1 protein-coding gene (running past one end of the window) is annotated in these 17,213 nt (G+C 72.9%); it reads left to right on the forward strand.

All coding sequences use genetic code 11. The features are described 5' to 3' along the window. Window positions 1–17,213: part of a non-ribosomal peptide synthase/polyketide synthase coding region (locus K8638_RS41165; protein ID WP_223760249.1), annotated on the forward strand (this coding region is incomplete at its 5' end). 14,344 nt of the annotated region lie beyond the right edge of the window; the window shows 17,213 of its 31,557 annotated nt.

Below are 17,213 nucleotides of genomic sequence, written 5' to 3' on the forward strand. Positions count from 1 at the left end.
ACCCAGGTGTACGTGCTGGACGAGACGCTGCGGCCGGTGCCGGTGGGCGTGCCGGGTGAGCTGTTCATCGGCGGCGATGGCCTGGCCCGGGGCTACCTGGGCCAGCCGGCGCTCACCGCCGAGCGCTTCGTCCCCAATCCCTTCGCCTCCACTCCGGGTGCCCGCCTGTACCGCTCCGGGGACCGGGTGCGCTGGAAGCAGGACGGCACGCTGGAGTTCCTGGGCCGCGTGGACTTCCAGGTGAAGGTGCGCGGCTTCCGCATCGAACTCGGCGAGATCGAGGCCGCCCTGCGGGGCGTGCCGTCCGTTCGCGAGACGGTGGTCGTGGTGCGCGAGGACGTGTCCGGCGACAAGCGGCTGGTGGCCTACGTCACGCCCGCGGACGTGGACAGCGCCACGCTGCGCGAGCACCTGCGCCGGCACCTGCCGGAGTACATGGTCCCCGCCGCGTTCGTCGCGATGGAGTCCCTGCCGCTGTCGCCCAACGGCAAGGTGGACCGCAAGGCCCTCCCGGCGCCGGACTTCTCGTCCGCGTCTCCGGAGGCGATGGACATCAGCTCCCTGCCGCTGCCCCAGCAGCAGCTCGTGTCGCTGTTCCGGGAGGTGCTCAGCGTGGATCGCGTCGGTCCGCACGACGACTTCTTCGAGCTGGGCGGCCACTCGCTGCTGGCCACGCAGCTCGTCACGCGCATCCGGGCACAGTTCGGAGTGGAGCTCCCGCTCCGGACGCTGTTCGAGGCACCCACCGTCGCGCAGCTCGCGGAGCGCATCGAGGCGCTCCTGCTCCATGCGTCGCGCGCGGACATGCCGCCGCTGCTGCCCGTGCCTCGCGAGGAGGCGCTGCCGCTGTCCTTCGCGCAGCAGCGCCTGTGGTTCCTGGAGCAGCTCCAGCCGGGCCAGGCCGTCTACAACGTCCCCATCGCCCTGCGGCTGTCCGGCGCGCTGGACGTGGACGTCCTGGGACGCACCTTCGCGGAGATCGTCCGCCGGCACGAGGCGCTGCGCACCACCTTCGTCACGCGTGACGACCAGCCCCAGCAGCGCATCCACTCCGCCCCCGCGCAGTGGCCGCTGCCGGTGGAGGACCTGAGTACGCTGGACGCGTCCACGCGCGACGCCGTCCTGAAGAAGCGCCTGGCCGAGGAGGCCAACCGTCCGTTCGACCTCGCCACGGGTCCGCTGCTGCGCACGGTGCTGCTGCGCACCGGTGACTCCGAGCACGTGCTGCTGCTGAGCATGCACCACATCGTCTCGGACGGCTGGTCCATGGGCGTGCTGGTGCGCGAGGTCGCGGCGCTGTACGCGGCCCTCGCCGAGGGCAAGCCCTCTCCGCTGCCGGAGCTGCCGGTGCAGTACGCGGACTTCGCCACCTGGCAGCGCCGCTGGGGCCAGTCCGAGGGCATGAAGGCGCAGCTCGAGGCCCTGAAGTCGCGCCTCCAGGGCGTCCCCCCGCTGGAGCTGCCCGCCGAGGCCGGCCGGCCCGCGACGCGGACCGTTCGTGGCGCCAGCCAGTTCTTCACCCTGCCCGAGGAGCTGGTCCACGCGCTGGAGAAGGTGGGCCGAGAGCAGGGAGCCACCCTCTTCATGGTGCTGCTGGCCGCGTACGAGGCGGTGCTGTCGCGCTACTCGGGCCAGAAGGACTTCGCCATCGGCAGCCCGATTGCCCAGCGCACCCGTTCCGAGCTGGAGCCGCTCATCGGCTTCTTCGTCAACACGATGGTGCTGCGCTCCCGCCTGGAGGGAGACCCGACGTTCGCGGAGCTGGTGGGCCGCGTGCGCGAGGAGTCCCTCGCCGCCTACGTCCATCAGGACGTGCCGTTCGATCGGCTGGTCGAGGCGATTGGTGGGGATCGCGCGGAGGGGAGCACGCCGCTCTTCAACGTGATCTTCGCCTTGCAGAACGCGCCCATGCAGCCTCCGTCGCTGCCGGGTGTCCAGGTGGAGATCCTGCGGAGTGTCACGGACACCGCCCGGCAGGACCTGAGCCTCGCGCTGATGGAGCGTGGCGGGGCCCTGGAGGGACAGCTCGAGTACAGCCTGGACCTGTTCTCCCCTGCCTCCGCCGAGCGGCTGGTCCGGCACTTCGTCGTCCTGCTGGAGGCCGTGGCCCGGAACGCCACGGCCCGTGTCAGCCAACTGCCGCTGATGGACGAGGCCGAGCGCGCACAGGTGCTGTCCGCCTGGAATGGCACCGCGGTGGACTACCCGCGTGACGTGCCCGTGCACGCGCTCTTCGCGCGGCAGGCGGCCCGTGCGCCCGATGCCGTGGCCCTGGGGGGCGCGCGCGCAGTCACGTACGGGGAGCTGGAGACGCGGGCCAATCAGCTCGCGCACCACCTGCGCACGCGTGGCGTGCGTCCGGGAGCCCGCGTCGCACTGTGCGTGGAGCGCTCGCCGGAGCTCATCGTCGGCATGCTCGGCATCCTCAAGGCCGGCGCCGCCTACGTGCCGGTGGATGCCCACCACCCCGTTGAGCGCATCTCGTGGGTGCTGCGCGAGGCCGGCGTCAACGTCGTCCTCACCCAGCAGGCGCTGATGGACTCGCGGAGCGGAGCTGGCACCGTCGCTCAGCCGTCCGTGGCGGGCTCGGCGAGTGCAGCCGGCGCCGTCACCCAGCAGTCCCTCGGGGACGTGCTGCGCGAGGCTGGCCGCTCGTGCGTCCTGCTCGACACCGAGTGGAGCGCCATTGCCTCCCAGCCTGGCACCGCGCCCGACGTGCGCGTGGACTCGGACGCGCTGGCGTACGTCATGTTCACCTCGGGAAGCACCGGCCGCCCCAAGGGCGTGTGCGTGCCCCACCGGGGCGTGGTGCGCCTGGTGCTGGGCACCCGCTTCATCCGCCTCGGCCCCGACGAAGTCGTCCTCCAGCTCGCGCCTGCCGCCTTCGACGCCTCCACCCTCGAAGTCTGGGGCGCGCTGCTTCACGGCGCCCGCCTGGTGCTGGCCCCGGCCGGACAGCTCTCTCTGGAAGACCTCGCCGCCCTGCTGGTGAAGGAGCGCGTCAGCACCTTGTGGCTGACGGCCGCCCTCTTCGAGCAGATGGCGCTGCACCAGGGCGCGGCCCTGGCCAGGGTGCGCCAGGTGCTGGCCGGCGGCGACGTGCTGCCCGTCCAGCGCGTGCGCGAGCACCTCTCCCGCCTGCCCTCGGGCGCGCTGCTCGTCAACGGCTACGGCCCCACGGAGAACACCACCTTCTCCACCACTCACTCCCTCTCGTCCTCGGACGACGTGGGCCGCTCGGTGCCCATTGGCCGCCCCATTTCCAACTCCACCGCGTACGTGCTGGATGCCTCCATGCAGCCGGTGCCTCCGGGAGTCCCCGGTGAGCTGTACGTCGGCGGTGACGGCCTGGCCTGGGGCTACCTCAACCGCGCGGACCTCACGGCCGAGCGCTTCGTCCCCCACCCCTTCTCCTCTGCCCCCGGTGCTCGCCTGTACCGCACCGGCGACATGGTGCGCTGGAAGGCTGACGGCTCGCTGGAGTTCCTCGGCCGCACCGACTTCCAGGTGAAGGTGCGCGGCTTCCGCATCGAGCTGGGTGAAGTGGAGGCCGCCCTCCGCCAGTTCTCCGGCCTCCAGGAGACGGTGGTGGTGGCCCGCGAGGACGTGCCCGGCGACAAGCGCCTGGTGGCGTACGTGGTGCCTTCGACTCCGGGCGTGGACTCCGAGGCCCTTCGCGCCTTCGTCCAGCGGCAGTTGCCCGAGTACATGGTGCCCTCGGCCTTCGTCGAACTGGCCGCCCTGCCCCTCAACGCCAACGGCAAGGTGGACCGCAAGGCCCTCCCCGCGCCGGTGGCTCCAAGTGCCTCGGCACCCGCCGTCCCCGAGCGCATGACCCCGTTCCAGCAGCGGGTCGCGGGCCTCTTCCGCGAGCTGCTCCGGGTCGACCACGTGGGTCTGCACGACGACTTCTTCCGCCTGGGTGGCCACTCGCTGCTGGCCACGCAGCTCGTCTCCCGCCTGCGGTCCACCTTCCAGGTGGAGCTGCCCCTGCGCGCGCTCTTCGGCGCCCCCACCGTGGCCCGCGTCACGGAGTTCGTGGAGGAGCAGTTCCTCGTCCGCACCCCTGAGGCGTCGAAGACGCCCCCGCTGCGTCCGGTTCCCCGCGACGGTGACCTGCCCCTGTCCTTCGCGCAGCAGCGCCTGTGGGTGCTCGACCAGGTGCAGCCCGGCGGCACCAACTACAACATCGGCGCCGCGCTCCGGCTGGAGGGCGCGCTCGACATCGAGGCGCTGCGCCGCGCCCTGGAGCACCTCGTCGCACGCCACGAGTCCCTGCGCGCGACGTTCGCGATGAAGGACGGCCAGCCCGTCCAGGTCCTCCACCCGCTCACCGCCTGGACGTTGCCCGTCACCGACTTGGAGGCCACGCCCCCCGAGCAGCGCGAGGCGGAGGCACGCCGGCTCGCCAACGAGGAGGCAGGCAAGCCCTTCGACCTGACCGCCGGGCCCGTGTTGCGCACGCGGCTCCTGCGGCTGGACGCGGAGCACCACGTCCTGCTGCTCGTCATGCACCACATCGTCTCCGACGGGTGGTCGCTCGCGGTCATGGTCCGCGAGGTGGCCGCGGCCTACGAGGCCTTCGCCGCCGGCAGGGCCCCCATGCTGCCGCAGCTGCCGGTGCAGTACGCGGACTTCGCCGCGTGGCAGCGCCAGTGGCTCCAGGGAGACGTGCTCGCCCGCGAGGTCGAATGGTGGAAGGGACAGCTCGCCGGGGCCCCACAGGTCCTGGAGCTGCCCACCGACAAGGCGCGGCCCGCCATCCGCACTCCGCGCGGGGCGATGCTGCCCGTCCATCTGCCGAAGGAGCTCGTCTCGCGCCTGCTGTCGCTCGCGCGGAACGAGGGCACCACGCCCTTCATGGCCCTGCTGGCCGCGTGGCAGGTGGTGCTGTCGCGCTACAGCCGCCAGGAGGAGCTGCTCGTCGGCTCGCCCATCGCCGGCCGCCGCCATGGCGAGCTGGAGGGGCTCGTCGGCTTCTTCGTCAACACGCTGGTGCTGCGCGCCCGCGTGCGTCCGGGGGACTCGTTCCGCGCGCTGTTGCGCCAGGTGCGAGAGACCACCCTGGCCGCGTTCGAGCACCAGGACCTGCCCTTCGAGAAGCTCGTCGAGGAGCTGAGTGTCGCGCGCGACCTGAGCCGCAACCCGCTGGTGCAGGTCATCTTCGCCCTCCAGAACACGCCCACGGAGGAGATGCGCGTACCGGGCCTCACCCTGCGCCCCATCGACGTGGACAACGCCACGGCCCGGTTCGACCTGGGCCTCACGCTGGGCGAGGCCCCCGACGGGCTGCGCGGCGTCATCGAGTACAGCACCGACCTGTTCGAGGCCCCCACCGTGGCCCGCCTCGCCGGTCACCTCCGCACGCTGCTGGAGGCCGCCGTCTCCACGCCGGACCGTCCGCTGGCCACCCTGCCCCTCCTCACGCCCGGGGAGCGCCAGCAGGTCCTGGTCGAGTGGAACGACACCGTCCGCCCGTACCCCTCCAACGTCACCATCCCCGAGGCCTTCTCGCGGCACGCCACCCACCGCCCGGACGCCATCGCGCTCGAGTGCGGCGAGGAGCGCGTCACGTACGGCCAGCTCGAGACGCGGGCCAACCGGCTGGCGCACCTGCTGCGCTCGCACGGCGTGGGCCCCGAGACGCGCGTGGCCGTGAGCCTGGAGCGCGGCGTCGAGCTCATCGTCTCGCTGCTGGCCATCCTCAAGGCGGGCGGCGCGTACGTCCCGCTGGACGCGGCGTACCCCGCGCAGCGGCTGGCCCACATGCTGGAGGATGCCCGCCCGAAGCTGCTGCTCACCACGCGCACCGTGCGCGGGCTGCTCACCCTGCCGGACGATGCACCGCCGAGCCTTTTCGTGGAGGAGCTGTCGCTGGAGACCCAGCCCGCCACGCCTCCGGCCTCCGGCGCCGGGCCGCGCGATGTGGCCTACGTCATCTTCACGTCGGGCAGCACCGGCCGGCCCAAGGGCGTCGCCGTCGAGCACCGGGGCATCCTGCGCCTGGTGCACAGCGAGCCCTACGCCAGCTTCGGCATGAAGGAGACGGGCATCCTCCTCGCGCCCATCTCCTTCGACGGCTCGGTGATGGAGATGTGGACTCCGCTGCTGCACGGCGGCCGGCTCGTCATCCTCCCCGCGCAGGCCGCGGCGGGGGACCTGGACGCGCTGGGACAGGTGGTGGAGCGCCACGGCGTCACCTTCATCCACCTGCCCGCGGGCCTCTTCGCGCAGCTCGTGGACTACCGGCCCGACATCCTGGGCCGCGTGCGGGAGATCCACGTCGGCGGTGACGTCCTCTCCGCGCCCCACGCCCGCCGCGCGCTGGAGTCGCTCCACATCCCCATCACCAACGGCTACGGCCCCACCGAGGGCTCCGTCGTCGCCTCGTCCTTCCGGATGGAGAGGCCCGAGCAGGTGGGGAGCTCCGTTCCCATCGGCGGGCCCCTGGCCAACACGCAGACGTATGTGCTGGACGGGCAGCTCCAGCCCGTGCCGGTGGGCGTGGCCGGCGAGCTGTTCATCGGCGGCGACGGCCTGGCGCGCGGCTACGTGTCGCGTCCGGACCTCACGGCCGAGCGCTTCATCCCGAACCCGTTCGCCACCACGCCCGGCGAGCGCCTCTACCGCACCGGCGACCTCGTGCGCTGGCGCGCCGACGGGGCCCTGGAGTTCCTGGGCCGCGCCGACCACCAGGTGAAGGTGCGCGGCTTCCGCATCGAGCTGTCCGAGGTGGAGTCCGCCCTGCGCGCTCTGCCGGGCGTCCACGAGGCGGTCGCCGTGGTGCGCGAGGACGTGCCCGGCGACAAGCGGCTCGTGGCCTACGCCATGGCGCGCGAGGGCCAGACGCTCGACAACACCACCCTGCGCACCGGGCTCCGCCAGCGGCTGCCCGAGTACATGGTGCCGTCCGTCTTCGTGGTGCTCCCGGCCCTGCCGCTGAACACCAGCGGCAAGGTGGACCGCAAGGCACTGCCGGCGCCGGACGCCGCGTCCACCGGCCGTCAGGGCCGCTTCGTGGAGCCCGCAAACCCGCTGGAGCAGCAGCTCGCGGCCCTCTACGCCCGCGAGCTGGGCACCGGCCGGGTCGGCGTGCACGACCACCTCTTCGAGGAGCTGGGCGGCACGTCGCTGTCCGTGGTCCGCATCGCCGCGCGCCTTCGCGAGGAGCTGAAGCGCGAGGTGCCCGTGGTGTGGCTCTTCGAGCACCCCACCGTCCATGACCTCGCCCAGCGCCTGGAGCGCGAGGCGGGCACGGCCACCGAGGCGAATCCGCCGAAGCCCGCGCCCGGCCACCAACCGCGCCCGGTGACGGCCGCCCCGTCCGGGTCAGGCGCAATCGCCATCGTCGGCATGTCCGGCCGCTTCCCCGGCGCCGGCTCCGTCCAGGAGTTCTGGCGCAACCTGCGCGAGGGCATCGAGTCCATCTCCCACTTCTCCACCGAGGAGCTGGAGCACATGCCGGGCCTGCCGGACGGCATGGAGCTGTGGCAGCACCCGGACTTCGTCGCGGCGGGTGGTGTGCTGGAGGGCGTCGAGCGGTTCGACCACGCCTTCTTCGACATGTCCCTGCGCGAGGCGCAGTGGATGGACCCGCAGCAGCGGCTGTTCCTCCAGTGCGCGTGGAGCGCGCTCGAGGACGCCGGCATCGACCCGGACCGGTTCCCCGGCGCCATCTCGCTGTACGCGGGCGCCATGGACTCCGGCTACACGGACGCGGTGCGCTCGACGGTGCCGCTGGATGCCGCGGCCCTCTTCGAGTTGTACGGCACCGCCACCCACGTGAGCCTGGCCACGAAGACGTCCTACAAGCTGGGGCTCACCGGTGAGAGCACGCTCGTCTACACCGCGTGCTCCACCGGCCTGGTGGCCATCCACCTCGCCTGCCAGAACCTGCTGGCGGGCCGGTCCGACGTGGCGCTGGCCGGCGCGACGCGCATCGCCGTGCCGCAGCGCACGGGCTACGTCTGGCAGGAGGGGATGATCTTCTCCCCGGACGGGCACTGCCGCGCCTTCGACGAGAAGGCCCAGGGCACCGTCTCCGGCAACGGCGTGGCCTCCGTGGTGCTCAAGCGGCTGGAGGACGCGCAGCGCGACGGCGACTCCATCTACGCGGTCATCCGGGCCACGGCCACCAACAACGATGGCCGCAACAAGTCCGGCTTCACCGCGCCCAGCGTGCAGGGCCAGGCCGCCGTCGTCAGCCAGGCGCTGGCCCTGGCCGGCGTGGAGCCGAAGAGCATCAACTACGTGGAGACCCACGGTACCGCCACGCCGCTGGGTGACCCCATCGAGGTGGCGGCGCTCCAGCGCGCGTACGGCCTCGGGGCCGAGCACCGGGGCACCATCGCCCTGGCCTCGCTGAAGACCAACGTCGGCCACATGGACACGGTGGCGGGCCTCGCTGGCGTCATCAAGGTCGCGCTGTCGCTGCACCACGGAGAGATTCCTCCGAGCCTGCACTTCGAGCGCCCCAACCCGCAGATCGACTTCGATTCCGGTCCCTTCTTCGTCAATACATCCCTGCGGCCGTGGCCGAGGGGCGAGACGCCGCGGCGCGCGGCGGTCAGCTCCTTCGGCATTGGCGGAACCAACGCCCACGCCGTGCTCGAGGAATCCCCCATGTCGTCTCAGAGCGGCTCCACCCGGCGCTCCCATCAGCTCGTCACGTTGTCCGCACGCTCGCCCGAGGCGCTGGAGGCTGCCTCCCGGCAGCTCGCCACGCACGCGGAGGCCAGTGCCGCGGACCTGTCCCTGGCGGACGTGGCCTTCACGCACGCCGTGGGCCGCAAGGTCTTCGAGCACCGCCGTGCCGTCGTGGCGGCGGATGCGGCGGACCTCGTGAAGCAGCTCCGCAAGCCGTACACCGCGGTGAAGGTGAAGGACGAGGCGCGCCGCCGCCGCGTGGCCTTCGTCTTCCCGGGCCAGGGCGCCCAGCAGATGGGCATGGGCCGCGAGCTGTACGAGGCCGAGCCCGCCTTCCGTGCGCACGTGGACGCGTGCCTCGCGCTGCTGGACGAGCCGCTGCGCACCAGGGTGAGCACGTTGCTGCGGGCCGAGCCGGGGGCGAAGGACGCGGAGACGGCCGCGCTGCTGGCGGACACCCGCGTGGCACTGCCGGCGCTGTTCACGGTGGAGTACTCGCTGGCGCGCACGTGGATGGACTGGGGCCTCGAGCCCCACGCCGTGCTGGGCCACAGCTTCGGTGAGTACGCCGCCGCGTGCCTGGCGGGCGCGCTGCCGCTGGAGGACGCGCTGAAGCTGGCCGCCGCCCGCGGCGAGCTGATGCACCGCATGCCCCCGGGCGCCATGCTCGCGGTGGCCACGTCCGAGTCGCAGGTGCTGCCGCTGCTGTCCGGCCGCCTGGAGATGGCCGCGATCAACGCGCATGACCGCTGCGTCGTCGCCGGCCTCGTGGACGAGGTGGAGCGGCTCCAGGAGGAGCTGAAGCGCAGGGGTATCGGCGCGGTGCGCATGCCGGCGCCCCATGCCTTCCACTCGGCGGACGTGGAGCCGCTGATGCCGGAGCTGGAGCGGGTGGTGGCGTCGCTGCGCCGCTCCGAGCCCACGGTGCGCTACGCGTCCAGTGTCACGGGCACCTGGGCGAAGCCGGGCGCCCTGGCCGAGCCGCGCTACTGGGCGGACCAGATGCGCCAGCCGGTGCGCTTCTCCGAGGCCGTGGGCGCCCTGCTGGAAGAGGGCTGCAGCCTCGTGCTGGAAGTGGGCCCGGGTCAGGACCTCACGCCGCTGGTGCGCTCGTGCCTGGGACAGGACCGTGAGCGCGTGAAGGCGCTGGCCACGCTGCGGCGTGGCGGGTCCACCACGGAGCACGCGGGCTTCCTCCAGGCCGTGGGCGAGCTGTGGACGCTGGGCGTGGAGGTGGACTGGTCCGCCTTCTACGCCCACGAGCAGCGCCTGCGCCTGCACCTGCCCACCTACCCGTTCCAGGAGAAGCGCTGCTGGGTGGACGCGAAGCCGGCGCAGGCGCAGCCGAATGTGCAGCCGGCGCAGGCGCTCACGCCGGGCAGCGGGGCGCGCGTGGCCCAGGGCAGCATGGTGGTCACGCCCGCCGGTCATGCGTCCGCTCCCGTGTTCACGCAGTCTCCGCAGCCGGGCGCGGTCGCTCCGACTCCGAGCCCCTCGTCGGCGCCCGTGTTCGCCCAGCCCGTGGTGCCCCAGGGCACCATGGTGGTCACGCCCGCGGGCCATGCATCCGCTCCGATGTTCACGCCGCCGGGCATGGTCGCTCCGACGGCTGGCCCGACGTCGGCGCCCGTGTTCGCCCAGCCCCTGGTGCCCCAGGGCCGCGTGGCCGTCTCGCAGGACGGACAGACCTCGGGGGCTGGCCTCACGTCGCCAGCGGTGATCGCGTCCCCGGCCCCGGGCGCTCCAACGCAGCCTCCGGCGCTTCCGCCGGTCCAGGCAGCCGCGACGCTTCAGCCGCGGGGAGACACTGCTCCCGTGTCCCCGCGGACGGCGCCGGTCCATGCGTCCGCGCCCGTGCCGCAGGCGCTGCCGCCGCTCCAGGCGCCCTCGACGCTGCAGCCGCGTTTGGCCTCCGCTCCCGTGCAGGCACCGGTGGCCGCCGAGTCCGCCCCGGACGTGCCCGTCCGTGAGGACGCGCCGCGCGGCGCCACCGAGGAGCGCGTGGCCGCGATGTGGCGTGATCGCCTCGGTCTGGACTTCGTGGGCCGCGACGACAACTTCCTGGAGATTGGCGGCAACTCGCTGATGGCCGCGCAGTTGCTCAACCAGCTCCGCGACACCTTCGGCGTGCAGCTCCCCCTGGCGGCCCTCTTCGAGGCCCCCACGGTGGCCGGCATCGCCGAGCGCCTGGAGCCCCTGCTGCGTCAGGCCGCGCCCGTGGAGCAGACCCGCGAGCTGCCCCTCGTCCCGCTCCCGCGCACCCAGGAACTGCCTCTCTCCTTCGTCCAGGAGCGCGTGTGGCGCCTGGAGCAGCACCTGCCCGGCCTCTCCGCGTACACCATCCCCTTCGTCCTCCGGCTCGAAGGGACCGTGGACCTGGACATCCTGCACCGGAGCATCCAGGAGATCGTCCGCCGTCACGAGGCGCTGCGCACCACCTACGACGTGGTGGACGGCCGTCCCGTGCAGCGCTTCCACCCCGAGTTCCACATCCCCCTCGACGTGGTGGAGGTCTCGGGCTCGCCCGAGCAGCGTGAGGAGGAGGCCATGCGGGTCGCTCGCGAGGACGCGGCGCGCCCGTTCGACCTGGTGAAGGGCCCCGTCATGCGGACCACGCTGGTCCGGCTGGACGAGAAGCTCCACATCCTGGTGGGCACCATCCACCACGTCGTCTGCGACACGCTGTCCATCGCCCTCTTCGTCCACGAACTGGGCCAGCTCTACACCGCCTTCCGCCAGGGCCAGCCGTCTCCCCTGCCCCCGCTGCCCGTGCAGTACGCGGACTTCGGCGCGTGGCAGCGCCGCACCGTCGCCGAGCGCCTGCTGCCCGAGCAGGAGCAGTGGTGGCGCAACCGCCTCGCCGGGATGCCGCGCCGCATCGACATGCCCACGGACCGGCCGCGCCCGGAGCGCTGCCCGCTCACCTCGAAGCGCATGACGGTGGACCTGCCTTCCGCGCTGGCGCGGGAGGTGCTGGCGTTCGGCAAGCGTGAGAACTTCACCGCGTACATGACGGTGCTGGCCGCGTGGAAGACGCTGCTGCACCGCTACAGCGGGCAGGCGGACATCATCGTCGGCACGCCCATCGCCAACCGCACCCGGCCGGAGCTGCTGCCGCTCATCGGCTACGTGGCCCACTCGGCCGCGTTCCGCACCAGCTTCGCGGGCGACCCGACCTTCCGCGAGCTGCTCGGCCGCGTGAAGCAGGAGGTCTCCGAGGTCCAGTCCCGTCCGGACGTGCCCTTCGAGTTCCTGGTGGAGGAGCTCGTCCCGGGCAAGGACATCGGCAGGGATCGCATCACCGACTCCGTCTTCGTGTACCACGCCGTGGGCGCGGCCGGCCCGCAGGCGCTGGAGCTGTCCGGCGTGCGGGCCTCGCTGATGGAGATCCGCAATGCGCCCGTGCAGTGGGGCGCCACGCTGTCCGAGCTGACGCTCGTGCTCTCCGAGGACAACGGCCGCATCGTCGGCGCGCTGGAATACGCCACCGAGCTGTACGACGAGGCCACCGCCCGCCGCCTGGTGGAGCACCTCTATGTCCTGATGGCCGCCGCCGTGGCCCGGCCGGACGAGCGCATCTCGCGCCTGCCCCTCGTCACCGAGGCGGAGCGCCGCGCCTGGCCCGCGCCCCGTCCCACGCTCCCGTCCGCCGCCGTCCCCGCGCTGCTGGCCGAGCGTGCCCGCCGGAGCCCGGAGGCCGTGGCCACCGTCCAGGGTGCGCAGTCGTGGACCCGGGCCGAGCTGTCCGCCCGGGCTCACGCCGTGGCCGCGCGCCTGCGGACGCTCGGGCTGGGTGAGGGGCAGCCGGTCGCGGTGTGCCTGGAGCCCTCGCCCATGAAGCTGGCCGTGCTGTGGGGCGTGATGGAGGCCGGCGGCGCCGTGGTGACGCTCGGCCCCACCGACCTGGGCGGCCTGTCCGCCTACGCGCCCGAGGGTGCCGCCTCGCCGCTGCTCGTCACGTGGCGCGGGGTCGCCACCGCGGCCCGGCTCGAGGCCGCGCGGGTGCTGTACGTCGATGACCTCCGCGACGTCTCCGGCCTGGAAGTCCCGTCGTCCGCCGGAGCCGGCTCGCTCGCGTGGCTGCTGCCCGCGGGCGCCGGCAGGCCCGCGTGGACGCTCGACCACACCGCGCTGGCGGAGCTGTTCGGCGAGATGGACGGCCGGCTGCGCCCCACCGAGGGTGGCACCTGGCTGGCGGCCGTCGATTCCTCGACGGAGCGCTCGGAGTTGGAGTCGGTGTGGGCGCTCTCGCGCGGCCTGCGCGTGGTGTTCCCCTCCGAGAAGGTGCGCGCCCGGCTGGTGCGCCTGAGCGGCGGCGGTCCGCGCACGCGTGCCCTGGACCTGAGCCTGCTGTACTTCGCCAACGACGAGGACACGCTCACCGGTCCCAAGTACGAGCTGCTGGTGGAGGGCGCGAAGTTCGCGGACGCCAACGGCTTCCACGCGGTGTGGACGCCCGAGCGCCACTTCCACGCGTTCGGCGGTCTCTACCCGCAGCCCGCCGTCGTGGCCGCGGGCCTGGCCACCGTCACGCGCAACCTGGGCCTGCGCTCCGGCAGCGTGGTGCTGCCGCTGCATGACCCGCTGCTCATCGCCGAGCAGTGGTCCGTGGTGGACAACCTCTCCAACGGCCGCGTGGGCCTGTCGGTGGCCACGGGCTGGCACGTGCAGGACTTCACCTTCAACCCGCCCGCGTACGAGGACCGGCGCAACATCCTGATGCGCAACCTGGAGACGCTGCGCGCCATCTGGCGCGGCGAGAAGCAGCGGCGTCCGGGCGGCGCCGGCACCACCGTGGAGGTGGGCCTGCGCCCGAAGCCGGTGCAGAAGGAGCTGCCCGTGTGGCTCACCGCCACGTCCAGCCCGGAGACGTTCCGGATGGCGGGCGAGATTGGAGCGGGCCTGCTCACGGGCCTGCTGGCGCACTCGCTGGAGGAGATGAAGCCCAAGGTGGCGCTCTACCGCGAGGCGTGGCGCCGCAACGGCCACCCGGGCCGGGGCCACATCACCTGCATGGCGCACACCTTCATCGGTGACGACGAGCAGGAGGTGCTGCGCACGGTGCGCAAGCCGCTGCTGACGTACTTCCGGGGCTCGGCGGACATCATCGCCAGCCTGCTGTCGGCGCAGGGCTACAAGGGGGAGGTCGACAAGCTCTCCGAGGACGACATCAACGCCATGCTCGAACACTCGTTCGAGAACTTCGCGTTGGCCACGGGCCTCATCGGCACGGTGGAGAGCGGCCTGAAGCGGCTGCACGCCATGCGCGACGCGGACGTGGACGAGGTGGCCTGCCTCATCGACTTCGGCGTGGACACGCCGGTGGTGCTGGACAGCCTGCGCCGGCTGGCGAAGCTCCGCGAGCGCATGGAGGCCGAGGCGTCCGTGCACCAGGAGCAGGTGCTGGTGGAGGGTGAGCAGGGCGTGGGCGAGCTGCTGGAGCTGGCGCGCGAGTCCCGCGCGGTCGTCCTGCACGCCTCCGCGCGCCTGGCCCGCACGCTGGTGGAGATGCCCGGCGCCCGCGAGTCGCTGGGGAGCGTGGGAGCCCTGGTCCTCGATGGGGCCTCGGCGGAGCTGGCCACGGCCCTGCACAAGGCCGCGGGCGTGGAGGTGCTGCTCGCGGGTGGCGCCACCGAGGGCGCCCTGCTGCCGAAGGGCCCGGGTGAGCGCGTGCCCGCGGGCCTCCAGGCCTGGGTGCTGGACGAGGCCGGCCAGCCCGTGCCCCTGGGAGTCGTCGGTGAGCTGGCGCTGGAAGGCGCGGGCCTGCCGCGGGGACTCTGGCGCGCGGCCGAGGAGGAGCGCCGCCGGCTGGTGCCCCACCCGCTCGGTGCTTCGCGCAAGCTCTACCGCACGGGCCGGTACGCCCGCCTCCGCGCGGACGGCCGCGTGGAGACCGTGAACCCGCCGGCCGCCAAGGCGCCCATGCCTTCCGCGCCGGCCGCGAAGACGCCCGCGCCCCAGGCGCCGCGTCCGCCCGCCCCGGCGGCTCCCGCGCCGCGCACGGCCACCGCACCGGGCGCGCCGCCGCCCATTCCGCGCGCGCCGAGGAATGGCCCCCTGCCGCTCTCCTTCGCGCAGCAGCGGCTCTGGTACCTCCAGCAGCTCGAGCCGGGCAACACGGCCTACAACAACGCGGCCAACTTCCGGCTCCAGGGCCCGCTGGACCCCGCGGCGCTCCAGGCCGCGCTGGACGAGCTGGTGCGCCGTCACGAGGTGCTGCGCAGCACGTACACCCTCACGGACAGCGGCGCCGCCGTGCAGATCATCCATCCGGGGGGCAGCCTGCCCATGCCGCTGGAGGAGGTGCCCGGTGCCACGCGTGAGGAGCGCGAGGCAGCGGTGGTGCGGATGTGCCAGGAGCACTCCGCCCTGCCCTTCGACCTGGAGAAGGGCCCCGTGGTGCGCGCGAAGCTGCTGCGCCTGGGCGCCGAGGACCACGTGCTCAGCCTCATCCTCCACCACGCCGTCTCCGACGCGTGGTGCAACATGGTGCTCGCGCGTGAGCTGACGGTCCTCTACGCCTGCTTCGGCGCGGGCCTGCCCTCGCCGCTGCCCGAGCTGCCCGTGCAGTACGCGGACTACGCCGCGTGGCAGCGCAACTACCTGGAAGGCGCGGTGCTGGACGAGCAGCTCCGCTGGTGGAAGGACCAGCTCCTCGGCGTCCCGGCGCTGGAGCTGCCCACCGACAGGCCCCGTCCCGCGGTGCAGTCGTACGCGGGCGACCTCTACCGCTTCGAGTGGCCGAAGGACCTCGCCGAGCCGCTGCTGGCGCTGGGCCGCCGCGAGGGCGCCACGCCCTTCATGGTGATGATGGCGCTCTACCAGCTCCTGCTGGGCCGGTACTCGGGCCAGGAGGACTTCGCCATCGGCACGCCCATCGCCGGCCGCTCGCGCCCGGAGGTGGAGGGGCTCATCGGCTGCTTCCTCAACACGCTCGCCTTCCGCACGCGGCTGTCCGGGACGCCCAGCTTCCGCGAGCTGCTGGCCCGCGTGAAGCAGCAGGCGCTCGGTGCCTACGCGCGCCAGGACGCGCCCTTCGAGCGGCTGATGGAGCTGCTCCAGCTCCCGCGCGACCTGAGCCGCACGCCGGTGTTCCAGGTCATCCTCAACGTCATCAACACGCCCGAGGCGGACGCCACCTCGCAGACGCTCCAGCTCAGCTCGGTGGAGGTGCCCGTCAACTCCGCCAAGTTCGACCTGGGCCTGGAGATGTGGGAGCACCGCAACGGGATGACCGTCCGCTTCGAGTACTCCACGAGCCTCTTCGACCGGGCCACCGTGGAGCGCATGGCGGAGCACCTCACCCTGCTGGCCCGCACCGTGGTCGCCTCGCCGGACCTGCCGCTGCCGCTCCTTCCGCTGCTGACGGAGGGCGAGCGCCAGCAGGTGCTGGTGGACTGGAATGACACCGCCTCCGACTACCCGCGCGAGGCGTGCATCCATCACCTGTTCGAGCAGCAGGTCTCCCTGCGCCCGAACGCCATCGCCCTGGAGTTCGGTGAGCAGCGCCTGACCTACGCGCAGCTCGACATGCGCGCCAACCAGCTCGCCCACCTGCTGCGGCTGCACGGAGTCGGCCCGGACGCGCTGGTGGCCGTGTGCCTGGAGCGCTCGGTCGAGCTCATCGTCTCGCTGCTGGCCATCCTCAAGGCCGGCGGTGCGTACCTGCCGCTGGACGCCTCCTATCCGGCACAGCGGCTGGCCTTCATGCTGGAGGACGCGCCGCCCCGGATGCTCATCACCTCGCGCGCGCTGCGCACCGGCCTGCCCGTGCCGGAGCCGGTGCCGTGCCTGCTGGTGGAGGACATGCACCTGGACATGCTGCCGCGCTCGCGGCCGGTGTCCGGTGCCACGTCCCGGCACCTCGCCTACGTGGACTTCACGTCGGGCAGCACCGGCCGGCCCAAGGGTGTGGCGGTTGAGCACCGGGGCGTCATGCGCCTGCTGCACGGCGCGAAGTACGCGCACCTGGGGCCGGAGGAGACGTTCCTCCTCATCGCCCCCATCTCCTTCGACGCCTCCACCCTGGAGGTCTGGGGTCCGCTGCTCTTTGGCGGTCGGCTCGTCGTCTTCCCGCCCCAGTCGCCCAGCGACCTGGAGCTGCTGAGCAGCGTGCTCCAGCGCCACGGGGTCACCACGCTCCACCTCACCTCGGGTCTCTTCTCCCAGGTGGTGGACTTCAAGCCCGAGGCGCTGCGCGGCGTGCGCCAGCTCCTCACCGGCGGCGACGTCGTCTCGGCGCCGCACGTCCGGCGCGTGGTGGAAGGAATGGGCATTCCGGTGACGGCCTGCTACGGCCCCACGGAGTCCACGCTCTTCACCTCCACGTACCGCATGTCACACGCGGCCCAGGTGGGGGCCTCCATTCCCATCGGCAGGCCCATCGCCAACACCCAGGTGTACGTCCTGGACGAGCACCTGCAGCCCGTGCCCTCGGGCATCCCCGGCGAGCTGTTCATCGGCGGCGACGGCCTGGCGCGCGGCTACCTCTCACGCTCGGACCTCACCGCCGAGCGCTTCATCCCCAACCCCTTCAGCACCACCGCCGGTGAGCGCCTCTACCGCAC

The sequence above is a fragment of the Myxococcus sp. RHSTA-1-4 genome (assembly GCF_020037125.1).
In the GTDB taxonomy this organism is placed as follows: Bacteria; Myxococcota; Myxococcia; order Myxococcales; family Myxococcaceae; genus Myxococcus.